27 protein-coding genes are annotated in these 22,728 nt (G+C 43.0%); 3 read left to right on the forward strand and 24 right to left on the reverse strand.

The genetic code is table 11. The features are described from left to right. Nucleotides 1–70: 70 nt before the first annotated feature. From dprA to sucC, 3 genes are all read right to left on the reverse strand, one after another. On the reverse strand, nucleotides 71–1,156 hold the full coding sequence (dprA, locus tag J2Z69_RS10555; protein ID WP_209861958.1) for a DNA-processing protein DprA: 1,086 nt from the start codon (nucleotides 1,154–1,156) through the stop codon (nucleotides 71–73). 164 nt (nucleotides 1,157–1,320) lie between these two features. Then, nucleotides 1,321–2,250, reverse strand: coding sequence for a succinate--CoA ligase subunit alpha (sucD, locus tag J2Z69_RS10560; RefSeq protein WP_209861961.1), 930 nt, complete (start codon nucleotides 2,248–2,250; stop codon nucleotides 1,321–1,323). A 27-nt stretch (nucleotides 2,251–2,277) separates the two neighbouring features. After that, nucleotides 2,278–3,438, reverse strand: a complete 1,161-nt coding sequence (sucC, locus tag J2Z69_RS10565) for an ADP-forming succinate--CoA ligase subunit beta (protein ID WP_209861964.1) — start codon at nucleotides 3,436–3,438, stop codon at nucleotides 2,278–2,280. Between the two features lie 422 nt (nucleotides 3,439–3,860). On the opposite strand from sucC, the gene J2Z69_RS10570 reads away from it, so the two are divergent. Continuing rightward, a complete protein-coding gene (locus J2Z69_RS10570) occupies nucleotides 3,861–4,367 on the forward strand; it encodes an RDD family protein (RefSeq protein WP_209861967.1) in 507 nt (168 codons plus the stop codon). Nucleotides 4,368–4,533: 166 nt separating this feature from the next. Continuing rightward, on the forward strand, nucleotides 4,534–6,144 hold the full coding sequence (locus J2Z69_RS10575) for a YifB family Mg chelatase-like AAA ATPase (RefSeq protein WP_209861971.1): 1,611 nt from the start codon (nucleotides 4,534–4,536) through the stop codon (nucleotides 6,142–6,144). 96 nt (nucleotides 6,145–6,240) lie between these two features. On the opposite strand, the gene J2Z69_RS10580 is transcribed toward J2Z69_RS10575, so the two are convergent. The 11 genes from J2Z69_RS10580 to rplS form a co-directional block, all read right to left on the reverse strand. After that, nucleotides 6,241–6,903 carry a hypothetical protein gene (locus J2Z69_RS10580; protein WP_209861974.1) on the reverse strand — a complete coding sequence of 221 codons (663 nt, stop codon included), beginning with the start codon at nucleotides 6,901–6,903 and terminating at the stop codon, nucleotides 6,241–6,243. 12 nt (nucleotides 6,904–6,915) lie between these two features. Next, nucleotides 6,916–7,428: a hypothetical protein gene (locus J2Z69_RS10585; RefSeq protein ID WP_209861975.1), complete on the reverse strand. Its 513-nt coding sequence runs from the start codon at nucleotides 7,426–7,428 to the stop codon at nucleotides 6,916–6,918. Nucleotides 7,429–7,843: 415 nt separating this feature from the next. Beyond that, on the reverse strand, nucleotides 7,844–8,347 hold the full coding sequence (locus J2Z69_RS10590; RefSeq protein ID WP_209861977.1) for a DinB family protein: 504 nt from the start codon (nucleotides 8,345–8,347) through the stop codon (nucleotides 7,844–7,846). Between the two features lie 233 nt (nucleotides 8,348–8,580). After that, complete coding sequence (locus J2Z69_RS10595) at nucleotides 8,581–8,979, reverse strand: YraN family protein (RefSeq protein WP_342591579.1); 399 nt, start codon at nucleotides 8,977–8,979, stop codon at nucleotides 8,581–8,583. After that, on the reverse strand, nucleotides 8,976–9,269 hold the full coding sequence (locus J2Z69_RS10600; RefSeq protein ID WP_209861979.1) for an EscU/YscU/HrcU family type III secretion system export apparatus switch protein: 294 nt from the start codon (nucleotides 9,267–9,269) through the stop codon (nucleotides 8,976–8,978). Before J2Z69_RS10600 ends, J2Z69_RS10595 begins: the two co-directional genes overlap by 4 nt. After that, nucleotides 9,266–11,353 carry a flagellar hook-length control protein FliK gene (locus tag J2Z69_RS10605; RefSeq protein WP_209861980.1) on the reverse strand — a complete coding sequence of 696 codons (2,088 nt, stop codon included), beginning with the start codon at nucleotides 11,351–11,353 and terminating at the stop codon, nucleotides 9,266–9,268. The genes J2Z69_RS10600 and J2Z69_RS10605 overlap by 4 nt, the downstream gene beginning before the upstream one ends. Before the next feature lie 73 nt (nucleotides 11,354–11,426). Beyond that, entirely contained in the window at nucleotides 11,427–12,047 is a 621-nt protein-coding gene (locus tag J2Z69_RS10610; protein WP_209861982.1) for a ribonuclease HII, read from the reverse strand. Beyond that, nucleotides 12,044–13,231: a polysaccharide deacetylase family protein gene (locus J2Z69_RS10615; protein WP_209861986.1), complete on the reverse strand. Its 1,188-nt coding sequence runs from the start codon at nucleotides 13,229–13,231 to the stop codon at nucleotides 12,044–12,046. The genes J2Z69_RS10610 and J2Z69_RS10615 overlap by 4 nt, the downstream gene beginning before the upstream one ends. Before the next feature lie 252 nt (nucleotides 13,232–13,483). Continuing rightward, entirely contained in the window at nucleotides 13,484–14,347 is an 864-nt protein-coding gene (gene ylqF / locus J2Z69_RS10620) for a ribosome biogenesis GTPase YlqF (RefSeq protein ID WP_209861989.1), read from the reverse strand. Between the two features lie 87 nt (nucleotides 14,348–14,434). Next, nucleotides 14,435–15,049: a signal peptidase I gene (gene lepB, locus J2Z69_RS10625; protein WP_209861992.1), complete on the reverse strand. Its 615-nt coding sequence runs from the start codon at nucleotides 15,047–15,049 to the stop codon at nucleotides 14,435–14,437. 103 nt (nucleotides 15,050–15,152) lie between these two features. Further along, nucleotides 15,153–15,497, reverse strand: a complete 345-nt coding sequence (gene rplS, locus J2Z69_RS10630; RefSeq protein ID WP_209861996.1) for a 50S ribosomal protein L19 — start codon at nucleotides 15,495–15,497, stop codon at nucleotides 15,153–15,155. 232 nt (nucleotides 15,498–15,729) lie between these two features. Between rplS and J2Z69_RS10635 the strand changes: the two genes are divergently transcribed. Further along, nucleotides 15,730–16,194 (forward strand): cupin domain-containing protein, encoded by a 465-nt coding sequence (locus tag J2Z69_RS10635; RefSeq protein ID WP_245339202.1) that lies wholly within the window; start codon nucleotides 15,730–15,732, stop codon nucleotides 16,192–16,194. Nucleotides 16,195–16,405: 211 nt separating this feature from the next. Here the strand turns inward: J2Z69_RS10635 and J2Z69_RS19300 are convergent, their stop codons facing one another. The 10 genes from J2Z69_RS19300 to ftsY form a co-directional block, all read right to left on the reverse strand. After that, nucleotides 16,406–16,540 (reverse strand): hypothetical protein, encoded by a 135-nt coding sequence (locus J2Z69_RS19300; RefSeq protein WP_281069399.1) that lies wholly within the window; start codon nucleotides 16,538–16,540, stop codon nucleotides 16,406–16,408. A gap of 151 nt (nucleotides 16,541–16,691) precedes the next feature. Continuing rightward, entirely contained in the window at nucleotides 16,692–17,060 is a 369-nt protein-coding gene (locus J2Z69_RS10640) for a YkvA family protein (protein WP_209862000.1), read from the reverse strand. A gap of 27 nt (nucleotides 17,061–17,087) precedes the next feature. After that, nucleotides 17,088–17,897, reverse strand: coding sequence for a tRNA (guanosine(37)-N1)-methyltransferase TrmD (gene trmD / locus J2Z69_RS10645; RefSeq protein ID WP_209862002.1), 810 nt, complete (start codon nucleotides 17,895–17,897; stop codon nucleotides 17,088–17,090). Continuing rightward, a complete protein-coding gene (gene rimM, locus J2Z69_RS10650; protein WP_209862004.1) occupies nucleotides 17,897–18,415 on the reverse strand; it encodes a ribosome maturation factor RimM in 519 nt (172 codons plus the stop codon). The genes trmD and rimM overlap by 1 nt, the downstream gene beginning before the upstream one ends. Before the next feature lie 90 nt (nucleotides 18,416–18,505). Next, nucleotides 18,506–18,736, reverse strand: coding sequence for a KH domain-containing protein (locus tag J2Z69_RS10655; protein ID WP_209862006.1), 231 nt, complete (start codon nucleotides 18,734–18,736; stop codon nucleotides 18,506–18,508). Between the two features lie 23 nt (nucleotides 18,737–18,759). Further along, nucleotides 18,760–19,032, reverse strand: coding sequence for a 30S ribosomal protein S16 (gene rpsP / locus J2Z69_RS10660; RefSeq protein ID WP_209862664.1), 273 nt, complete (start codon nucleotides 19,030–19,032; stop codon nucleotides 18,760–18,762). A gap of 48 nt (nucleotides 19,033–19,080) precedes the next feature. After that, the gene (ffh, locus tag J2Z69_RS10665) at nucleotides 19,081–20,469 is read right to left on the reverse strand and encodes a signal recognition particle protein (RefSeq protein WP_209862009.1); all 1,389 of its coding nucleotides are present in this window, start codon (nucleotides 20,467–20,469) and stop codon (nucleotides 19,081–19,083) included. 32 nt (nucleotides 20,470–20,501) lie between these two features. Further along, a complete protein-coding gene (locus J2Z69_RS10670; RefSeq protein ID WP_209862012.1) occupies nucleotides 20,502–20,846 on the reverse strand; it encodes a putative DNA-binding protein in 345 nt (114 codons plus the stop codon). Nucleotides 20,847–20,977: 131 nt separating this feature from the next. Next, on the reverse strand, nucleotides 20,978–21,625 hold the full coding sequence (gene trhA, locus J2Z69_RS10675; RefSeq protein ID WP_209862015.1) for a PAQR family membrane homeostasis protein TrhA: 648 nt from the start codon (nucleotides 21,623–21,625) through the stop codon (nucleotides 20,978–20,980). Between the two features lie 26 nt (nucleotides 21,626–21,651). Next, nucleotides 21,652–22,656, reverse strand: coding sequence for a signal recognition particle-docking protein FtsY (gene ftsY, locus J2Z69_RS10680; RefSeq protein WP_209862017.1), 1,005 nt, complete (start codon nucleotides 22,654–22,656; stop codon nucleotides 21,652–21,654). Nucleotides 22,657–22,728 lie beyond the last annotated feature (72 nt).

Consider the following 22,728-nt stretch of genomic DNA (forward strand, 5'->3'; position numbering starts at 1 on the left):
CAAGCACGATCATAAGTATCTCCGGTGCGAATCTATAGTCTACTTCACCATTCTCACCCATGAGAATGAACTATATTAATTTGTAAAGAGATCCAGGTAATTGCACAACCTGCTTTTTTATGATTAAAGATAACAGAACTGAATGCAAAAGTCCAAAATCCCAAGCAGTTCGCGAAATTAATCCATCAAAATGGATACTGCCCTGCTCCAACATATGGTATATGTGCTTCTCCTGTTCTGTCAACTCAGGCTGTTTTTTGGTGCTATTCCTTTCCTCAAAACATAAATAATCCGCTTGATTGTATTCATCAAGTATATCTTGAGCTGACGTTATCAGCTTGGCGCCCTGTCGTATAAGTCCAAGGGTACCCACACTCTTAGGGGAAGTAATCTGTCCGGGGACCGCAAATACATCACGATTGGATTCCATGGCTGCATCTGCTGTAATTAAAGAGCCACTGCGCAGATCTGCTTCTACCACAACGGTTCCCCGTGTTAGGCCAGCAATAATTCGGTTTCGTTGAGGAAATAGCCCTGGGTGTGAGGCCGTGCCAGATGGATATTCGGAGACAATAAGTCCGTCCTTAGCAATCCGCTTATATAATCCATGATGCTCGGAAGGGTAGGGCATATCTATAGCAGTACCCATTACAGCAATCGTCTGTCCTTGACAGCCTAATGCAGCTTCATGACATACGCCATCGATTCCTCTAGCCATTCCACTAACAACGGTGACTCCTCTAGCACATAAGTCCTCCGTTAATAGAGATGCTACTTTTTTGCCGTATGCTGTCGGAATTCGTGTACCTACCATGGCTATGGACATGGATGATAACAATTCTAACTTTCCTTTTGCATATAACACCCAAGCTGGCTTGATACTTTCCTTCATTAATGTAGGATAATTTTCGTCATCTATCGTCAGAATGTGAATGCCCTTGCTTTGATGGAGCTCCGCTCGTTCTTGAATCCAGCTTTCTGTAAAATGAGTTGCCATGCGTGAAGCCTGTGTCTCTGATAATCCTTTTTCCACCCAATCACTCATTTTAAAATCTAATGCATGCTCGATTTCACCACTATGTATAATCCGTTCTACTGATTTCCATCCCATGCCAGGGCTTTCATGTAAGCCTATCAGGATTTGTCGTCTATCCATAGCACACCCCTATATAAGTTAGTTTGTTCCTACTTAAATACAAAAAAAGCAACCTCATCTTCACTATGGAAGTGTTAAGGTTGCTTACCTCGAAACATATTATGGCTATGGAAAGAACTGCGACTTAAAAAGTCACAGCTCAATCTATAGATAACACGAATAAATTAATGAGTTGTACAAGTGCTAAGTATACCACGTTCTTCAAGAACACTTACAAGCGTTGATCCCATCTCGGATGGAGTAGGAGCAACTTTAATACCGCAAGATTCAAGCTTCTCAATCTTTTCCTTAGCTGTACCTTTACCGCCAGAAATAATCGCGCCTGCATGACCCATACGTTTGCCCGGAGGAGCTGTAACGCCTCCAATAAAGCCTACGACAGGTTTTTTCATGTTATCACGAACCCATTCAGCAGCTTCTTCTTCTGCCGTACCACCGATTTCACCAATCATAATAACTGCGTACGTATCTGGATCATCATTGAAACGTGAAAGGATGTCGATGAACTCAGAACCTTTTACAGGGTCTCCACCAATTCCTACTGCTGAAGATTGACCAATCCCACGAGTTGTAAGCTGGTGCACTGCTTCATAAGTAAGGGTACCACTACGGGAGACAACACCCACGTGACCTGGAGTATGGATGTAACCTGGCATAATTCCAATTTTGCATTCGCCTGGTGTAATTACACCGGGGCAGTTCGGTCCAATCAGAACCGTATTTTTGCCTTCCATATAGCGCTTCACTTTAACCATATCTAGAACGGGAATACCTTCTGTGATACAAATAACGAGTTCCATACCTGCATCTACAGCTTCCATAATGGAATCCGCAGCATAAGCTGGAGGTACATAAATTACGTGAGCGGTTGCTCCTGTAACTTGTTTGGCTTCACGAATAGAGTTAAAGATAGGAAGTGTTACTACTTCACCGTTCTCCAACGTAATATCCAGGCTCGTACCGCCTTTACCAGGGGTTACTCCCCCTACCATTTGCGTCCCGTATTCAAGGCCACCTCTGGTGTGATAAAGTCCCGTTGCCCCCGTGATCCCCGAGGTGATGACTTTTGTATTTTTATCAACCAAAATACTCATATCCAAAGCCTCCTTCTTCATTCCGTATTATGATACGAGCTCTACTATGCGGCGTGCACCGTCAGCCATAGAATCCGCGGAGACAATAGCGAGTCCCGATTCGGCCAAGATATTTTTACCAAGTTCCACATTTGTACCTTCAAGGCGTACAACAAGTGGACGATCTAGACTAACTTGCTTCGCTGCTTCGACAATACCTTCAGCGATGACATCGCAGCGCATAATTCCGCCGAAAATATTCACGAAGATCCCTTTTACTTTGCTATCTGACAAAATAATTTTGAAAGCTTCAGTTACTTTCTCTGCCGTAGCACCGCCCCCAACATCGAGGAAGTTAGCCGGGTCTCCACCATAGTATTTGATAATATCCATGGTTGCCATAGCAAGTCCCGCACCATTAACCATACAGCCAATATTGCCATCAAGTGCAATGTAGCTCAGATCATATTTGGATGCTTCGATCTCTTTGGAATCTTCTTCTTCAAGATCACGAAGAGCCAGAATATCTTTATGACGGAATAATGCGTTGGAGTCAAAATTCAACTTCGCATCCAGCGCCATTACTTCACCGTCACCTGTAACTACAAGGGGATTAATCTCAGCGATAGAACAATCTTTTTCAACGAATGCATTATAAAGAGCCTGCATGAACTTCACGGTCTTGCCAACGAGTTCATTCGGGATATTGATCGCATAAGCTAGCCTACGAGCCTGGAATACTTGAAGGCCAACCGCCGGATCGACGACTTCCTTAAAGATTTTCTCAGGAGTTGCTTCAGCTACTTCTTCGATTTCTGTACCGCCTTCTTCCGAAGCCATCAGAACTACACTACCTGTAGCACGGTCTACAACAACTCCGACATAATACTCCTTACGGATGTCGCAGCCTTGTTCGATCAGGAGACGTTTCACTTCTTTGCCTTCTGGGCCTGTCTGGTGTGTCACCAGAACCTTACCAAGAATTTCGTTTGCGTACGTACGTACTTCATCGATACTTTTTGCCACTTTTACACCGCCAGCTTTACCGCGGCCACCTGCATGAATCTGTGCTTTTACAACTACTACTGGACTGCCCAGAGCTTCGGCTGCTTCCACGGCTTCATCCACCGTAAATGCCACGCGTCCTTCTGGTACCAGTACTCCATATTGCTTCAGGACTTCTTTTCCTTGATATTCATGGATATTCACTTCAGAATCCTCCTATCAACGGGCGGTTAGTAAGGCATAGAACTCATAATTAATTCCAAACCCACAATATTGTAACACGTTTTTAAAACGCTTTCCTTAAAAAGTTGTGTAAATTTACATCATTTTTGATATCGGTTTCATCGCATTCTGAGAACGATTACATTCTACATCATTCGCCAATTTCCTACAGGTTCTCGTTTTCTTCATAAAATCACGGTAAAACGAATGTAATGTACATCCGTACTAGATGAATTATTAAAAGGACGGTATACTTATTTACGAGTAAAAATATGTATGTGATAAGATTTATTTGATATGTATTTTGAGGTACCTTTTGAATTCATATTTATTGAACTTTAGAAATTCACACTACCTTAGCCTGAAATGAATGATCAAATTATATATGCCGGAGGTGAATTGGAATGATCTGCTCTAACTGTAACTATTCTAATACTCATCAGGCCAGCTATTGTGTGAATTGCGGCGCTCCACAGTCTGAATTAATCAATGATTACGCGGATTTAGCTTCTTCAGGGTTCTGGGACTATGCTGGATTCTGGAAACGTTTTATGGCCTACTTGATCGACAGCGTAATTATTAACCTACCTTTTTTTCTATTGTTCTTGATTACAAGCGATGGAAGCATAGAAAATACATCTTACAAATTCAGCAGTACAGTCATTTTTTTCATCTATATGATTCTTATGGAATCTTCTTCAATGCAAGCTACATTAGGAAAAAAAATTATGGGTATTCAAGTCGTAGATTTACAAGGGAATCGTATCTCTATCGGCCGAGCGACGGTCAGAAGGTTCAGCACAATTCTATCCGGACTCCTCTTCTCCATTGGATATATGATGGCTGGGTGGACCAGACAAAAGCAGGCACTGCACGATTTGATTGCGAGTACACTTGTAATTAATGTGTGATTCAGGGCGGATGTATATCAATCTGTAGTACATCTTGACTTTCCGATTAGTAAGTCTTGACTTTTTGATAGGATTTATTAGAATAAGTACATAAGAAAAATGGAAGCACCTTTTTCTCATTTGCAGTCAAGCTGCGCTTACTATGAGAGACGAGGTGCTTTTTGTTATGTATGCCAACGTATACAGTGCATGTCTATATGGAATAGACGGCGTGATTATCGAAGTCGAAGTAGACTTATCGAATGGTATCCCACAGACTTCTATTATTGGCCTGCCTGATTCGGCAGTACGAGAGTCGGTTGAACGGGTACGCTCCGCTGTCAAAAATAGTGAATTCAACTTTCCCTTACAACGAATTACGATCAATCTTGCCCCAGCCGACCTCCGGAAAGAAGGTTCTGCCTTTGATTTGGCGATAGCTCTAGGTTTATTATCTGCAAGTGGACAAATTCAGCTTCCTACGAATCAACGTTTACTAGTAATCGGTGAATTATCTCTAGATGGCGCCCTAAGGCCTGTGAATGGCATTCTGTCCATAGTCGATTTAGCGAAGAGACAAGGATTTACGGCTGTGCTCTTACCACAAATGAATGCATCCGAAGCTCATCTCATAGAGGGAATCGAAATTTATGGTCTCGATCATCTCCGACAGCTAACACCACAAACGATGTCGTCACCGCCAGCGAACCCCCCATCTGCCCATTCGTCATCCCCTCGTCCTACCCTGTACCTAAAAAATTTTGATCACTTAAAAACATCTTCTAACATTCACTTTGAATTTGAGAGCTCGTCATTAAGTATTCCAGAGGATTACTCAGATGTGTTAGGACAACAACACGTCAAAAGAGCATTAACTATTGCTGCTGCCGGGATGCATAACATTATGCTGATGGGTCCACCTGGAACCGGTAAAACCATGCTCATTCGCCGTCTACCTACGATTTTACCTACGCTTTCTAATGAAGAATCTCTAGAAGTTACCAAAATCTTCAGCGCAGCAGGAAAGCTTAAAGAGGCTGAGACAGGGCTTATGAAGCGTCGTCCTTTCCGTGCTCCGCATCATACGATTTCTGCAGCTGGCCTCATCGGTGGAGGAATGGTTCCAAAACCGGGTGAGGTTAGCCTTGCACATAAGGGTGTACTATTTCTAGATGAATTGCCTGAATTTTCTCGGACGGTACTCGAAGTACTACGCCAACCATTGGAAGATCGCTCTGTACATATCAGCCGGGCTCGTGCCTCTTATACGTTCCCCGCTCATTTTATTTTAGCCTGTTCTATGAACCCCTGTCCTTGCGGATATTTAGGCGCCGCTCCACCCTTACCCCCATGTACCTGCAGCCCTGGCCGAATTCTACGATACCGGGATAAAATATCGGGGCCGCTTCTTGATCGCATTGACCTGCAAGTCGAAGTCCCTCGGCCCTCCGATTGGCCAAGTGATGTTCAGCCGCTCTCCTCAGAGGCGATGCGTGAGCAAGTGAGACATGCGCAGCATCTTCAAGCTGAACGTTATGCACAACTTCCTTTCACTTGGAACAGTGAACTATCCGGTAAAATGTTACGTCAATTCACTTCGCGTACAAGCCAAGCGGATATACTTCTAAAGGGAACGTTTGAAGCACTAGGCTTAAGTATGCGAGCTTTTGACCGTATCTTGAAGCTTGCCCGCACCATAGCCGATTTGGAAAAGGCCGAGGTCATTGAAGCCTCACATATCGCCGAAGCAATCCAATATCGTCAGTTAGACCGCAAGGTGCAGGATTTGATGGGATAGCTCTCATATTAGTGGAAATGACTTATTATTGTCATCATAAACTTTAAATAAAAAAGGGCTAAAAGATTATTTAATCTTTTAACCCAACTTAAATTATTATATTTTTTTCAATATAATACTTTGATCTAATGATTGAATATTACCATTATCTATAGAGGAATTATAAAGTTTTCCTTTATAATCCTTTATTTCGTTTGCAAACTCATTACCAGAAAGCCCATCTATTTTTATAGCTTTATCACTTATTAATTTATTTGTTAAATTCTTAGCGGAAATTAATTTTTGATATTCAGCAGGTGCATAACTTTCCCAGTATATATCCTCATCAATTCCCATTGCATAAATAAAGTTTTTTTGTATACTTTGGACTTGAGCAGACTGCTTTTTAAGTATTTCTCTATTGTTTTTTGCTTCAAGTTTACCATCTTCAAGACTAGCCTCAACATTATTCTTTTTAGCAAGTTGCAAGAATAATTTTTCTTCTGCTATTTGCTGGAGAATTGTGGCGTCATCAAATTGCAATGTGCTAATACTGTTGTAAGTTTTATAGTTTGATACATCTTTATTCGTGATATACTCATTACCTACTTTTATTAAGTTCTTTATTTCAATACTCTTATTATTAGCAATAGTTTTGCGAATAGTCTCAAACTTAAAAGTGAGAGGATCTAAAGCATAAGAAGTAATAGTCCCTATGCATACAGTTGATAATAATGTTAAAGAAACAATTAAACTAGCTTTTTTTGTTGTTTTTTTCATTATCCTTCTCCTTTACCAATTGAAATCAACTGATGCCGTACTGTCTACTTGAAAACTTCCACTTCCACCGTAAAAAACAGATTGTCCGTATCCTGCTTGCGCGTTTGGAGAATAAATTTGGCTCGTCGTTGTAAGTTTACCTATTAAAGTATATGCTGGATCATAAATATAACTCCCTCTTGTATCTAAAGTAACATTTGATCCTCTTAAATTGAGTAGCCCCGGACCAAAATTAGCATTTGGGTAAGAAAGAAATGCATCTCTTAATGTTTGGCTTACCAACTCCCTCTTAGTGGCTAACCAGTTATTCCCAGACGTCGTAGCGTTAATAGAAACTTCTGTCTTTACAGATACTGGGGAGTATATAGAACCGGTATTAGTAACTCTCCAAATAGAAATTAAATCCGTATCTGTATAATTTGCCGCATTGGTATGAAACGTTGATGCTTTTGATTCTGTGCTAAAACCAAATAAAAGAGATCCCAAAAGGGTTGAAGCGGCTAGAACAATTCTCAAATTTTTCATAATTCCCTCCTTTTTTTGTCTTCATAATATAAACGCTTAAAGCAATAAAAAAGTTTCCTTTTAAATACATTTTTTACTTTTTTTAATTGTGTTATAATTATTTCACTACTTCCTAAAGGAGTGATATATAATCGAAAAAAATTATTTATCCGAATTCAGAGAAGATAAAGATGCATATTACGTGGATGAACAATTAAAAAATATCCAATATATTGAAGGTGGAGGACCACCAAAAAAAGTTAACTTTAAAGAGTTACCGGTACCTATAAGGTATTTAGGCTATTTTTTTGTAATTGTAGTACCTCTTCTCTTAATAGGGCTCATTATAATTAGTTTTTTCAAATAAATTTCTAAATTACTCTTCCACAAAAAAGACTCTACTGAGCAATCTCAGAGAGTCTTTTTATTTACTATTTTAAATTACGGGTGGCTCTGCCCCAAATGCGATCCATTCTTCAAGCGATGGTCCGTAAAGTCCTGGTACTTGCAGACCTGCTTGACGCATAAGCACTGTGAGTTGACCCCTATGATGAATTTGGTGAGTTACTAAAACCCAAAGTGTCAGGCCATTAGGCCATTCTTCTCCATACATATTCACTTTTTGTTGAAGGGAAGCATCAGTCCACTGCGATTGGACAGCTTGAAGTAAAGCTTGGCTAGACTGCTGATAACATGAAGCAATTGCTTTTGCGGTGTCTGGCAAAGGAGCATCATCGAGAGGAGCTTCGAACGCAAGTCCTGTCTTCGAGAGCATTTCATGTAAGGTAGTCACTAAATGCCAGGCAATTCGGCCTATTGTTCTGTGATTTGGCGAAATTCCTTGTGCTAAAGATTCATCCGTTAATTCGTCAAAAATTTTCTGTGTCATCTTGCTTTCTTCTTGCCAAGCTTGCTCGAATGCTTGAATTGAAGTGAACATAACTCTACAACCCCTTTAATTATTAGTTAAAAGATACACCTCAAAATATTAAACAAGAACTGATCTCAACAGCCTTAATAAGTTTTACCGACGCATACCATACAGATGTTAAAGACCTCACAGACCATACAAACCTTACAAACCTTACAAACCTCAGAACTCACAGACTCACAGACTCACAGACTCACAGACTCACAGACTCACAGACTCACAGACTCACAGACTCACAGACTTTAAAAAGCATGTCGTATATGCTCAAAATGCTCTACTTTGTTATGTGCACCTAGCGTAATGGCAACGACATCAAACCTCACTGCTCGTTGGGAGGATTGCATGTGATGCAGATACACCGATGCTGTTGCTCTAACCTGAGCTATTTTTCGTGGAGTAATCGACTCCATAGCTGTCCCAAAGGCAGAAGCATATGAGCTTCTACTACGTACTTCAACAAAGACGATGTCCCCTTCATCTTCGGCAATAATGTCAATTTCTCCTGACCGACAACGCCAATTGCGTAATACAATTCGGTAGCCTAATTCAGTCAGTATACGAACAGCTTCCTCCTCCGCCCACTGCCCCTTCTGTTTCCGTCTATCTTTGCCCACTGTTCCACATGCTACACGCTTGTTCACTTCTTAAGCCCCATTTCACGGTCTGAACGGTAAATAAAGCTTAGAATCTCAGCAACCAGACCATACAGTTCTGCCGGAATTTGTTGATCCAGATCAAGCTTGGATAAAACTTCGACGAGAGCCGCATCTTCTTGAATAGGAATTCCATGTTCCTTTGCTTTTTCTAATATTCGTTCGGCTAGTTTTCCGCTGCCTTTTGCGGCAATGACAGGCGCTTCATTCTCCTTAGAGTCATATTTCAGGGCCACAGCTCTGCGGAGGGATTGCGTGGGTACTTCTCGTCTGTTCATATACGGAAATCGACTCCTTTGTAGGCTTGCGGAACGTAAGGCGACATCTGCTCAGATGCAGTAGAGACAAGATCTGTACTTTTTAAGAGGTCCGTCTTGAGTGATAACAGGCGATATCCTGCCGAGTCCATGGCAGCTCGAATCTCTTCCTCTTTACTTTCGATAAATGCACCTATCATTTCCTGCTCGTTATGTACATTTAAGATAACTTTTTTGTCCGATACTTGTACATCGACCACGACTTGTCCTAAGTTTTTCATGTCTAGATCAAACCATAATCTACAATTCGAGGCATCCAGTTCTCCCTTTTTGCCACGCCGTGACTGAATATGAACGGAAGCTGTCTGCTCCCCATCAGGTCCTGTGAAAGGCAGCATTAAAGTCATCTGTGCAAAAGGAGCCATTCGATCTGTATTCATCAAAAGCTGCTGGCCGGTAATTTGATGAACAAGCTGCTTTGCTGTATCTTGCAGCTGCGCAGGCAGGTCTGCTGAACTCAAAGCCTGCAGTAGCAGTCCTTTGAGTGTCTCCATGCGCTCTGCGGCTGGCTCCGCCGCCGCAGACCCAATTGCCCCGGCCGCCAGCGGCTGGCCGGACAAGACCCCCGCCGCCCCGCTTCGCGCAGGGGCGGCCCCTTCTCCCGGCGCGGCCATAGTAGGCACGCCGCTGGACACCGCACCCGTGGCTGCGCCCGGGGCGGCTTTCTGCGCTGCGCCTTCTGCACGCGGCGCAGGAGCATTCGGCTCCGCCGGGGACGCGCCCTCAGCGAGCGTCACCGTGCGGGCCGCTTGCTGCTCGTGCTCTGCACCGAGCAGCTTCAGCACGCGCGACACCCACGGCTCCGCCGCCGCGTGGGTGTCCGCGGTCGTTGCCGCAGCATCTGAAGCTTCGGCTCCTTGCCCAACAGCGGCGGAACCTGCCGCGCCACTTGCTGCAACGGTTCGAATCTCACTTAGCAGAGACTGCAACCGAAGCAAGATCTCGGCACTTTTCCCTGTACTCAGCCGAGAAGATCCAAGTGCATTTATTTCTGAACCTGTTTTGCTTTGGCTAGAAATATTTTCTTCATGGCTATTTGAATCGTCTTTGACCTGATTCGTTTCATTTACGGGTATTCCATTATTTTTAGCCAGGCCCTGAGTAGTAACTACTGGGATACTATTCTTAGGTATAGCATATTTTCCGGCTCCCTCAGGAGCCTCATAATTCCCTTCATGTCCAGAAGATATTGAAATCAATGCCTTATTTTTAACAGCTGTATCTTTTGTAGAGAGTTCACCCCCCTGTCCCATAGAAGAATCTACTTCTCCTGTTTCTACAGCAATAGGGCTAGAAGGATTCGAGGAATTTGAAGAAATAGAAACTCCCAAAGCGACTGAACCCGCAGGTTTATGGATAGACCCGGCTTCTTTCCCTACATTTTCAGCGCCTTTATTTCCGTTCGGTATCTTCCCTTCTTTTCCTGCTTCCGTATCCTCAAAAATCCAAGATGACAGAATCGTCTGGATTTGCTCTTCAAAGGCACTTAATACAGTTTGAACCGAGACCCCAAATACCGCCTGATGAAGACCCGCTACCGACTGATCGGTAACTGGAAGCCCTCGGTGAATAGCAATCGCCGCAGATTGCACCCACTCTTGAAGGGGAACGTTCTGCGGTTTAGCAGCAAGGGTCTTCAAAATGGCCGATGTCTGCTCGCGTGTAAGCGGAATCCCTTGAGTCTGCATAATTTTTAAAACTTCACGATTTTGAGGAGTATTCTCCATTCCTATATCATCTAATGTCTCACCTAATGAAGCATCGGATAACATCGTAGAACTTTGTTCGGCTATCGGTTTCAAAATTGCCGTTCCATCCGCACTAGGAGGCTGAACCTGCAACACAGCTATCTGCCCCTGCTGTAAAGGGGTCTCTAGCGTAGCTTTGAGCTGTACACCTTGTACTTGAATGACGGCTTCTTGACCATCATCAGAGACGCTCATTACCGTACCTCTCACGACTTGTCCTACTTTTAGATCTAATTGCTTGGGTTGTCCTGCCTTTGCATCTCCCATTAAACCTCGTACTACTGGACCTATATTCATTATGTATTCCCCCTACACCGTAGATCTCACCATAAGTACAGTAAAACCCGCCCTTGTATAGGCGGGTAACATTTTAGAATAATTGCTGCTGTTGTACAAATAAATTACGCATAAAGCTTTTGCGATGCATAGGTGTTGCTCCAAACGTAAGAATCTGCTCTCGGTGCATTCGAGTTGCATATCCTTTATGTACAGCAATTCCATATTCCGGATATTTGGCTTCCCATTCTCCTTCACATAAGCGATCTCTCGTTACTTTTGCGACAATCGACGCTGCAGCAATAGACTGACTTCTGGCATCTCCTTTAATTATAGCAAGCTGAGGGATTTCAGAATCAACTTGTTCGGCATCAACCAGCAAAAAGTCAGGCTGAAAGGGTAACTGTGCCAAAGCAAATTTCATAGCGAGTCTAGAGGCTTGTCTTATATTCACTTGATCAATTACGGTCGAATCCGCGAACCCGACACCTACCGCAAGAGCATGTTCCATAATGATATCAAATAATTCATTCCGCTTTTTAGCCGAGAGCTTTTTAGAATCATTCACCCCTTCTAGCACTAACCCTTGGGGTAATAATACGGCTGCGGCGACCACATCTCCAAACAGGCAACCGCGACCTACTTCATCAATACCTGCAATATGGACATAATTCTTTTGCCAATACTGCGATTCAAACTCTAACATATCGTTCATGCTGCATCTGCTCCATTCTTCCGTTCGAACGAATCACTTTTCCCCTTAAGCCTGATGACTATATCATCCTTCCCAGAGGGATGCTCATGCTTCTGATATCGATCCGGCTGCTTAGGCAGTATTTTAAGGAATGTCCCTACTGGACCTTCATTCATTAAGTCAAAGGGACTTCTTGTCTTTTTCACTTTAGGTTCAGGCACGCCATTCTTCATTAATTGAATTAGAGCATCTGGATTATTTTTATCTCCGCCCGCGTTCACACGGAATCCATTGAGTTGGCCTTTTTTATTGATACCCGGCTTAACTGTGAATGTAATCTGTATCCCTAACTCCTTACATACATCCAAAGTCGTTTTGGAAAAGGAACCGTAAGGGAATGCCAACACATCCATATCATTGCCTAATTTTTCTTTGATTAGCGTTTGAGCTTGACTCAGATCTTTTTTCACTCGAGCTTTAAATTCGTCTATTGTTTCTTTGCGCTTCAATTGATCTAAATAAATAGGCCCTTGAAGTGTAGGTCGCTTGACACTATGCGATGCATTGACTGGAACAATGACGTGGGAATCGAAGGTATGATTATAGAAGTCAATGCCGTTCTTGTGCATGTCTGCGATTTGTTCCCAGCTCACTTTAGGAATACCAGGGTGTTTCGGATTAGATACGGTGTTAGCGATGAGGAACATGGTAGCAGGTATATTATTTTCTTTTAGAATTGGATATGCATATTGATAAAAAGATTCGTATCCATCATCAAACGTCATTAAGACTGCGTTATCGGGTACAGGAGTACCTTTCAAGATGAAATCCGTATACTGCTTCATCGTAATATATTTAAATCCATAAGCTTTCATCAGTGCTAGCTGACGTTTGAATTTAGATGATAGCACCGTTCCTGAGTCAATTTGCTCTGGAGTTACTTCATGGTACATAAGAACAATGACTTTATTACGATAATAGGACTTATAAGGAACTGTTTTCACAGGAAGCAGCGCTGTATCCGTCGTAGGAATGTTCACTGCATCCGAATCCGCTTTCGGCTTGTTTAAGCTAACATTGATCTGGTTCACAACACTAACAGGAGTGACATTATTCAGCTTCCTGCCTGAAGTTCCATGGGTCCAGAACTGACTAGCAACCAGTATCACAACTAGGCCAACTATAGCTATAGATAACCACTTCATTTTTTTCCACATACGCTGCATATTCCTTTCCGAACCTACTCTCTTTTTACCTTAAATTAGAGTAACATATCCAGTCTTAGGCAACACTTCTTTTTTGTAACTTATTTATCGGTGTAGATGACAAAAAAATAAACACTGGATATATTCCTTCATCCTATTAACGATTGCTTACCCTGAAAAGTTGCGAATTATATTGGAAAAAACTTACTCACATAACAAAAAAAGCACCAGCCCATGGCTGATGCCCCCTGATTAATAAGGAGATTCCATCGAGAATCCACCTAATTTACCTGCTCTAAGTTCTCTAAGCATCATACCTGACGCCTTAGCTAAATCAACTTTACCTCCGCTTACAATACATCCTCGCTTGCGACCGATGGCTTCCATAACTGCTACGACTTGGTCAGGATCTTCGGGATCTAGAGGTTTCTCTTGTAAGTCGAATCTTTCCTGAAGTTTAGGCCAATAATAACGGGATAAATATTGAATAGCAAAGAATGCGATATCTTCAACATTTAAAATCTCTTCTTTAATAGCGCCTGTAACTGCCAAGCGATAACCTACGTTCTGGTCTTCAAACTTAGGCCATAGAATACCTGGCGTATCTAAGAGTTCCATATCTGTACCCACTTTAATCCACTGCTGCCCTTTAGTTACACCAGGACGATCTCCAGTCAGAGCAATGCTGCGACCCGCTAATTTGTTAATCAGCGTGGATTTACCCACATTCGGAATCCCTACAATTAAGGCCCGAACAGGACGAGGACGAATCCCCTTTGCAATTTGTCGATCAATCTTTTCCTTTAACAGCTCTCTAGCTTTTACCGAAATATCCTTAACTCCATGACCCGTTGTGGCATCTGCCATTAATACAGCATGTCCCTCTTTTTTGAAATAGTCCATCCATTCTTTTGTAACCGCAGGATCTGCAAGATCGGATTTATTCAATACGATTAGACGGGGTTTATTGAGTAGAATCTCATCAATCATCGGATTACGGCTTGATAAAGGAAGACGGGCATCCAAAAGCTCAATCGCAACGTCGATTAATTTCAGCTTATCCTGGATCTGCCTGCGCGCCCGAGTCATATGTCCCGGGAACCATTGAATTGTCATCGTCTTCTCACCTCATGTACTTCCTGAATAATACAGAACGAACTAAAGTCTGCACAGAGCCCTTAGTCCGTTCTTATTATACTAGTATTAGTGTTTTATAAAATGGATATCCTTCATCGGCCAGAAAATCAGATCTGCACGACCTTTAATATCAGAGAAATCAACATAACCGATTCTACGGCTATCTGTACTATTCGAGCGATTGTCTCCAAGAACAAAGACATGACCTGCTGGAACTTTTTCTTCGGTCACTTCATCATTTGGAAAATCAGCTTCTACATTGTACAGTTGATTATTTTTATGCTTTTCATCTAACGCAGATTGAATATACGTCTCATTTACTACTTTACCATTCACAGTAACCGTATCCCCTTCAACCTTGACGGTATCACCCGGTACACCTATAACCCGTTTGATGAAATCACGATTTTCTGCTGGAACGTGGAACACAATGACTTCACCATATTTAGGCTGTCTGAAATCGTAAAGTACCTTATTCACAATGATACGCTCACCTGTATGGAAATTAGGCTGCATGGACGGCCCATCCACGATAAATGGTGCAAATAGGAGCCAACGAATAAGGACTACAAGGACTACAGCAATCAGGATGGCTTTGAGCCATTCCATAGCTTCGTTCTTACTCTTGCGGGGGGATTCCGGAAGCTGTTCCGGCTGCTCTGACTGATATTGCTGATCCATGGACCGCCGTCCTTTCTTTGTATATACGTATAGAACTCGTAAGCCTGTTTTATAAAAAACGAAAGGGGCTTGAAGATCAAGCCCCTTAATCGTAATCCTAAGATTAACGACGTACTTCTTTAATTCTAGCTGCTTTACCACGAAGTTCGCGTAGGTAGTACAGTTTAGCACGACGCACTTTACCACGACGAGCTACTTCGATTTTATCGAGTTTCGGAGAATGGAGTGGGAATGTTCTTTCCACACCGATACCATTAGAAATTTTACGAACTGTAAAAGTTTCACTGATTCCACCGCCACGACGCTTAATTACAACACCTTCAAACAATTGGACACGCTCACGAGTACCCTCAATAACCTTAACGTGCACTTTTAAAGTGTCGCCCGGGCGGAAACTCGGAATATCCTTGCGAAGTTGTTCCTGCGTAATCGCTTGTACGATATTCATATATGTCTTCCTCCTTCCACTCAGGTGTTCTTACATCTTCCGAAGAACCTCGTGTTCTTCATCATTATCTGTAGAGGACCACCGATTTCACAACACATTGAATTGTACCATATCCTATTAATCAAATCAATGCTTAATCTGTTTTATTTACTTTTTACATTCCTATTGATTTTGATGTAAAATTTATAATTAATACGCTGCTATATAATCCCTCATGAAAGTAGGAATACCTTTGTCTAATCATGAAATCTCTCCATTAGTTGAAGCCTTACAGCTCTCTCCGCACCAAGAAGGTGGATGGTACAAAGAGCTATGGAAATCCTCCTTTGACATTCCACATGAACTGTTGGACAGCTCCTATTCAGGTCCTCGTCCTGCCGCAACGTCTATCTATTTTTTGCTACACCCTCACGAATTCTCCGAATGGCATACCGTCCTTTCTGATGAGATTTGGTTCTGGCATTCCGGGAGCCCACTCTTGCTAACCCTTGGTGGGGATGGAGATCAGCCAGGAGACAAGGAAGAAATCATTCTTGGTCCCGATATATTGCAAGGACAACGTCCTCAGGCGCTTGTTCCTGCTAAGGTATGGCAGACAGCACGCCCGCTTGGTAACGAGCCTGTGTTTGTCTCCTGTGTGGTGTCCCCGGGCTTCCACTATGATGATTTCCGTCTCATAGATAAATCACAGAAATAATCAACGGCTCATAATAACAAATAAACCCCTAGACCATATCGGTAATGTTCACCGTAGGTCTAGGGGTTCATTGTATTGTCTATAGTCAGGTCTTCTTTACTCATTCGCCAAAGTGTCCATGATTTGTTCAGTCTCGGCTTGAAGCAATTCTGGAATCTCGTACATGGGTCACTCCTCCTCTCTTTTGCCTATTAATTTATTTACTAGCAGATTATTTACGATTTGCATAATAAGCAATGATATCATCTACCGTACTAAAAGCTGGTTTTTTCTCGGAATCCATCGAATCTTGTACATCCATATATAGGTCGGTTACTGGAATATCGGTTTGAATTTCTGGTGTCATTATCTGTTCATTTCCTCTCATGCGTTGTGCTTTGTTAGCGGTTCTATTCTTTATTACCCACATGAGATGTTTCTTGTAACAGCTGTAGCCAAAAAAAAAATTAAAAAAAGAAAAAAACCTGCTTACGATGCGTAAGACGCATCAAGCAGGCTCATTCCAGATCTAATGTTTTTTCCTTTTCAAAAAAGGCTTTTGCTTTTGCTTTATGTTCATCAGTGACGTGATTCCCTACTACTTTAAGGGCGGTGATTATTACACCGGCATCATCCGTAAAACCGAGGCCAGCCAAGGCATCAGGAATGGCATCGAGTGGAGAGATAAAATAAGCCAGCGCAGCAAACGCTACACCTTTTACATATAAGGGCGTCTTGCTATCCACGGCGCAATAATATAATGCCACAGTATCCTTAACAAAGGGGACCTTACCCGCCGCTCCCTTAAGCTTATCGAAAAAATTACGTTTTACCTTTTCCTCTTGTTTCGGATCATAGGTTACGGATTTTAGATGAATGGGCTTCATCTTTTCTCCCCCTTTCAGGTCATCCTCTTAATGATCAGTTCCACGATCTTCTTCTCGGCGTATTTCATCCAGCCATCTCATATCTTTAGAGGTTAATTCTATTTGGTCCAGCATGTCGGGTCTACGTTTCCATGTTCTCCGCAGCGCTTCTTTGCGTCTCCATGCCGCTACATTCGCATGATGTCCACTTAACAACATATCCGGCACCTTATGTCCTCTAAACTCAGCAGGTCTCGTATAATGAGGATACTCTAGAAGTCCCGTACTAAAGGAATCCGTCATCGCACTTGTGGCATTCCCCAGAACACCAGGCAATAAACGCACTACACTGTCGATTACCGTCATCGCCGGGATCTCTCCACCCGTGAGTACATAATCACCAATAGATAATTCGTCCGTGACCAAGTGTTCACGAATGCGTTCATCATAACCTTCGTAATGTCCACATATGAAGATCAGATGATCTTCCTGAGCAAGTTCCTCGGCCTTCTTTTGTGTAAATGTCTCCCCTTGGGGACACATGAGAATAATTCTAGCTGGTTGATGTACATGTGCAGCTTCGTCTTTGATCTCTGAACTATGAGATTCACTTGCATCCATGTCAGATGTACTGAGTATACTTTCCACAGCATTAAATATCGGCTCCGGCTTGAGGACCATCCCCCCACCACCGCCATAAGGCGTATCATCTACCATACTATGCTTGTTATCCGCGTAATCTCGAAAGTTCGTTGCTTTCAGGGTCACAATACCTTTGTTCTGAGCTTTGCCCAAAATACTAGTACCGAACACGCCTTCAAACATCTCCGGGAAAATGGTCAGGACGTCCACGCGCATTACAGTAGCCCCTCCATGATATGAACCTTAATTAGCTTTTCTTTCACATCGACATCCAAGATCACATCATCAATTACAGGCAGCAGAATTTCTTTACGCATAGGAGTCTTCACTACCCATACATCATTCGCTCCAGGACGTAGAATTTCTGATATAACACCCAAGTCTTCTCCTTCGTCCGTTAGCACCTTGCAACCAATAATCTCATGATAAAAATATTCATTCTCCGGGAGTTCAATCGTCTCATCTTTCGGAACTTTCAAATCCCAACCTTTATATTTCTCCACTTCATTAATGTTCCCAAATTGTTTGAATTTTACGATATATGTTGTTTTGGAAGCACGTGCTTTTTCGATGACCGCCTTAATCTGTTGGCCTGTCTCAACATGAACTAGAATGAGCTCTTTATTTGAAGCAAACCGAATCTCAGGAAAGTCCGTACTGGACAATACTTTCAGTTCTCCCTTAATGCCATGTGTATTCACAATTTTCCCAATGGTAAGTAAAGATTCAGACATAGTATCCTCCTGAAAATGTAATAAGAATTAGTGTTAAGCATGTACGAAAAAGGGTTAGGAAATGCATTCCTAACCCTCTTTCGTATATAGTTAAGACATAATGTCCACGGTTACCCGCTTGTCATGCTTGACTGCTGCTGATGTGACAACCGTGCGAAGCGCTTTGGCGATTCGCCCTTGTTTGCCGATGACTTTTCCTACATCCTCGGGATGCACAGATAATTCATAGATAATCAAATGCTCTTTCTCCACCACGTTCACACGCACATCTTCCGGATGATCAACTAAAGCCTTCGCAATAACGCCGACTAATTGTTCCATAAGAGGACCCTCCGCATCAGCCATTATTTCTGGTTCTTAAGATCATGGAACTTTTTAAGAACGCCAGCTTTGCTAAGCAAATTACGGACCGTATCAGATGCTTGCGCACCTTCTTGGAGCCATTGCAGTGCTTTATCTTCATTGATGTTAACTACTGCCGGTTCTGCAACCGGGTTGTAGTAACCAATTTCCTCGATAAAACGGCCGTCACGCGGGGAACGGGAATCCGATACCACGATACGGTAGAATGGTGCTTTATGAGCACCCATGCGTTTCAAACGAATACGAACTGCCACGAAATTCACCTCCTTAAATAGAATCAACTTCCACTATTCCTACAGAACTTAACGGAACGGGAACTTCATCCCGCCACCTTTTAAGCCTTTCATACCCTTCATTGCTTTGGCCATCTTACCGCCGCCACCTTTAGGTCCCATCATATCCGAGAACTGCTTCATCATGCGGCGCATCTCATCAAACTGCTTGATGAGGCGATTCACATCGGCCACGTTCGTACCGCTACCAATCGCAATTCGCTTACGCCGACTATGATTAATTAAGTCTGGATTTTGTTTTTCATGTTTGGTCATCGAATGGACAATGGCTTCGACACGTCCCATTTGTTTCTCATCCACTTTAACATCTTTTAATTGCTTCACTTTGCCCATACCGGGCAGCATATCCATAATTTGATCCAAAGGCCCAAGTTTCTTCACTTGATCCATTTGCTCTAGGAAGTCATCAAAGGTAAATTCATCGTTGCGCATCTTGCGCTCCATTTCCTTCGCTTTCTCCACATCAATATTGGACTGTGCTTTCTCAATTAGGGAGAGCATATCGCCCATACCTAGAATCCGTGAAGCCATACGCTCCGGATGGAACGCTTCAAGTGCATCAATCTTCTCGCCCAGTGCAGCGAACTTAATCGGACAACCCGTCACAGCTTTGACCGATAGTGCAGCCCCGCCTCGTGTATCTCCGTCGAGTTTGGTTAAGACAACCCCTGTCAGTTCTAACTGCTTATGGAAGCTTTCCGCTACATTCACGGCATCTTGCCCTGTCATTGCATCTACAACGAGTAGAACTTCATCAGGTTTGGTTACTTCATGAATCTGACGCAGCTCTTCCATCAATTCTTCATCTACATGGAGGCGACCCGCCGTATCAATAATCAGATAATCATTGCCTTGATCCTTGGCCTGTTGTAGAGCTTGCCGAGCAATCTCTACCGGACTTACGCCATCCCCTAGGGTGAATACAGGAACCGAAATCTGTTCTCCCAAAACTTGTAGCTGCTTAATCGCAGCCGGCCGATATATATCAGCGGCAACTAGTAGAGGTCTTGAATTCTGCTTAAGCAACAGCTTGGCTAGCTTCGCAGAGGTCGTTGTCTTACCCGCCCCTTGTAGACCCGCCATCATAATCACAGTCGGTGGACGATTACTCTTTGCAAGCTTGGCTTGACTACCGCCCATAAGTTCGGTCATTTCTTTATTCACTATGTCGATGATGACCATTCCAGGTGTAAAGCTGTCCATGACATCACTGCCGATGGCCTTCTCTTTCACCTTGGCGATAAATTCCTTGACCACTTTAAAGTTGACATCCGCTTCTAGCAGGGCGAGTCGAACCTCGCGCATTGCTTCATTCACATCGTCTTCCGATACCTTGCCTTTTCCACGCAGTTTGCTAAATACACCTTGCAGTCGGCTGGTCAATCCTTCAAACGCCATTCTCAGTCACCTCCGGGTTAAGTAATGTTAGATTACCACTCCTGCAAACTTCGTACCAAGCGAAGAGCTTCATCTTTATGTAATTCATTCTGTTCGAGTATTTGTTCTAAAGCACCTAGCTGAGCCATTCGTCGCTGTTGTTTGTGTAGAAGTCCTAGCTTCTCTTCATACATCTCCAACATCTGCTCTGCACGCTTAATATGTTCGTAGATTGCCTGACGGCTAATATTGAATTCCGATGCAATCTCACCTAACGAGAAATCATCATGGAAATAGTATTTCAAAAATGTCTGCTGCTTCTCCGTAAGAAGCAATTCATAGAAATCGAATAGCAGGTTGACCCGATTCGTTTTCTCAAGTCTATTCTCCTGACTCATATCGGGCACTCCCTCCGTCAAGGAAAAACACTTTACAGCGCATCAACGATCCTTATCATATAAGATAAAAAAGAAGATGTCAAGTTATTTCCCTTAACATCTTCTTTAATCATGACTGGAAGTAATTTTTGTTATTGTATAGGCAGGAGATACCACAGAATTGCGAAGAAATGGACGATGCTTCCCCCTAGAACAAACAGATGCCAGATTGCATGGTGATAGGGAAAAGCTCTCCACACATAAAATATAGTCCCAAAGGTATACATCAGCCCACCAGCCACAAGAAGATGAATGCCATTAGCCGGCAATGCCGCTGTAAGCGGCTGCCAAGCAATAACGATGGACCATCCCATGAGTATATAGAAAAGCGTAGACAGGAACAAAAACTTTTTCACAAAGAAGGCTTTGAACAAGACACCCAGCAGCGCAATACCCCATACTATTCCGAACAACGTCCACCCTAGAGGGCTCCGAACTGCTACAAGCATAAAGGGGGTATATGTCCCCGCAATATAAATATAGATCGAAGAGTGATCGAAAAACTCGAACAAATCCTTGAGTTTGCCCTCATGAAAACTGTGCACAAGTGTTGAGCTGGAGTAAAGGAGCAGCATGCTCACCCCATATACCGTGAAGCTAACCACATGCCATGCTGTTCCGTGCATACTAGAAAACACAATCAACAGCACCAAGGCCGCCACACTTAAAAATGCACCGATCCCATGAGTTACAGCATTGGCGACTTCTTCACGGCGTGGATACGTATGCGTATTGGCCACGGGAATTCCTCCTTTTGTATCATCTATTACTTATCGTCTTCCTGATTATCCGTATCTTCTTCTTTGAGCAATCCAGAGAACAGACCGTGTACAAATTGTTCTGAGTCGAATTCTTGCAGGTCTTCCATCTTCTCCCCGAGACCAACCAATTTTACGGGAATACTGAGCTCCTGACGAATAGCGACCACAATCCCACCTTTAGCTGTCCCATCTAGCTTGGTAAGCACAAGGCCCGTCACCCCGCTCTTCTCACCGAAAAGTTTAGCTTGGCTAAGCGCATTCTGCCCCGTTGTTGCATCCAGTACCATGAGCACTTCATGCGGTGCATCAGGAATCTCACGCTGAATGACACGGTAAATTTTATTCAGTTCTTCCATCAGATTCGATTTGTTCTGAAGTCTGCCTGCTGTATCACACAGAAGGATATCTGCTCCACGTTGCTTGGCTGCTTGAAGCGCATCGAACATTACAGCGGCAGGATCTGAACCAGCTTGTTGCTTGATTACTTCAACGCCTACGCGCTGTCCCCATACTTCCAATTGTTCTATTGCGCCAGCACGGAACGTATCTCCTGCGGCCATGATCACTTTTTTGCCCTGTTGCTTAAAATGATGAGCTAATTTTCCAATCGTCGTAGTCTTGCCTACGCCATTGACACCCACAAATAGAATTACCGTTGTACCATTTGGATTCAAGTGGAGGGAATTGTCTTCATCTCCGCGTAACAAATCACGAATTTTCTCAGAGAGTACCGGCTGAAGTTCCGCTGCATCTTCGATTTTACGTTTTTTGACTTCACCGCGCAGATCATCGATCAATTGGAGAACCGTGTTCACGCCAACGTCAGCACCAATCAGGATTTCTTCTAATTCTTCAAAGAACTCCTCATCAATTTTCTTGCGGCGAATGACTAAATCTGCAACTTTTTCTACAAACCCTTTACGACTCTTTTCCAGACCGTCTTTGAACTGCTTTGTTACCGTCTCCGTTTTGGAGGCAATGCTCTCTTTTAATTTTTTAAAAAAACTCATTCAGGTACTCCTTTAGGAACCTTCAGCCATGCTAGGCCAAAGGATATGTGTATTTGTATTAGATGAATAGAT

It is taken from the genome of Paenibacillus shirakamiensis, from assembly GCF_017874255.1.
Classification (GTDB): domain Bacteria; phylum Bacillota; class Bacilli; order Paenibacillales; family Paenibacillaceae; genus Fontibacillus; species Fontibacillus shirakamiensis.

What these genes read in the sequence shown, in the direction of transcription:
- dprA (WP_209861958.1), bottom strand. Translation starts at nt 1,156, where the DNA reads ATGGATAGACGACAAATCCTGATAGGCTTACATGAAAGCCCTGGCATG.
- sucD (WP_209861961.1), bottom strand. Translation starts at nt 2,250, where the DNA reads ATGAGTATTTTGGTTGATAAAAATACAAAAGTCATCACCTCGGGGATC.
- J2Z69_RS10570 (WP_209861967.1), top strand. Translation starts at nt 3,861, where the DNA reads ATGATCTGCTCTAACTGTAACTATTCTAATACTCATCAGGCCAGCTAT.
- J2Z69_RS10575 (WP_209861971.1), top strand. Translation starts at nt 4,534, where the DNA reads ATGTATGCCAACGTATACAGTGCATGTCTATATGGAATAGACGGCGTG.
- J2Z69_RS10580 (WP_209861974.1), bottom strand. Translation starts at nt 6,903, where the DNA reads ATGAAAAAAACAACAAAAAAAGCTAGTTTAATTGTTTCTTTAACATTA.
- J2Z69_RS10585 (WP_209861975.1), bottom strand. Translation starts at nt 7,428, where the DNA reads ATGAAAAATTTGAGAATTGTTCTAGCCGCTTCAACCCTTTTGGGATCT.
- J2Z69_RS10590 (WP_209861977.1), bottom strand. Translation starts at nt 8,347, where the DNA reads ATGTTCACTTCAATTCAAGCATTCGAGCAAGCTTGGCAAGAAGAAAGC.
- J2Z69_RS10600 (WP_209861979.1), bottom strand. Translation starts at nt 9,269, where the DNA reads ATGAACAGACGAGAAGTACCCACGCAATCCCTCCGCAGAGCTGTGGCC.
- J2Z69_RS10605 (WP_209861980.1), bottom strand. Translation starts at nt 11,353, where the DNA reads ATGAATATAGGTCCAGTAGTACGAGGTTTAATGGGAGATGCAAAGGCA.
- J2Z69_RS10610 (WP_209861982.1), bottom strand. Translation starts at nt 12,047, where the DNA reads ATGAACGATATGTTAGAGTTTGAATCGCAGTATTGGCAAAAGAATTAT.
- J2Z69_RS10615 (WP_209861986.1), bottom strand. Translation starts at nt 13,231, where the DNA reads ATGAAGTGGTTATCTATAGCTATAGTTGGCCTAGTTGTGATACTGGTT.
- ylqF (WP_209861989.1), bottom strand. Translation starts at nt 14,347, where the DNA reads ATGACAATTCAATGGTTCCCGGGACATATGACTCGGGCGCGCAGGCAG.
- lepB (WP_209861992.1), bottom strand. Translation starts at nt 15,049, where the DNA reads ATGGATCAGCAATATCAGTCAGAGCAGCCGGAACAGCTTCCGGAATCC.
- rplS (WP_209861996.1), bottom strand. Translation starts at nt 15,497, where the DNA reads ATGAATATCGTACAAGCGATTACGCAGGAACAACTTCGCAAGGATATT.
- J2Z69_RS19300 (WP_281069399.1), bottom strand. Translation starts at nt 16,540, where the DNA reads ATGACACCAGAAATTCAAACCGATATTCCAGTAACCGACCTATATATG.
- J2Z69_RS10640 (WP_209862000.1), bottom strand. Translation starts at nt 17,060, where the DNA reads ATGAAGCCCATTCATCTAAAATCCGTAACCTATGATCCGAAACAAGAG.
- trmD (WP_209862002.1), bottom strand. Translation starts at nt 17,897, where the DNA reads ATGCGCGTGGACGTCCTGACCATTTTCCCGGAGATGTTTGAAGGCGTG.
- rimM (WP_209862004.1), bottom strand. Translation starts at nt 18,415, where the DNA reads ATGTCTGAATCTTTACTTACCATTGGGAAAATTGTGAATACACATGGC.
- J2Z69_RS10655 (WP_209862006.1), bottom strand. Translation starts at nt 18,736, where the DNA reads ATGGAACAATTAGTCGGCGTTATTGCGAAGGCTTTAGTTGATCATCCG.
- ffh (WP_209862009.1), bottom strand. Translation starts at nt 20,469, where the DNA reads ATGGCGTTTGAAGGATTGACCAGCCGACTGCAAGGTGTATTTAGCAAA.
- J2Z69_RS10670 (WP_209862012.1), bottom strand. Translation starts at nt 20,846, where the DNA reads ATGAGTCAGGAGAATAGACTTGAGAAAACGAATCGGGTCAACCTGCTA.
- ftsY (WP_209862017.1), bottom strand. Translation starts at nt 22,656, where the DNA reads ATGAGTTTTTTTAAAAAATTAAAAGAGAGCATTGCCTCCAAAACGGAG.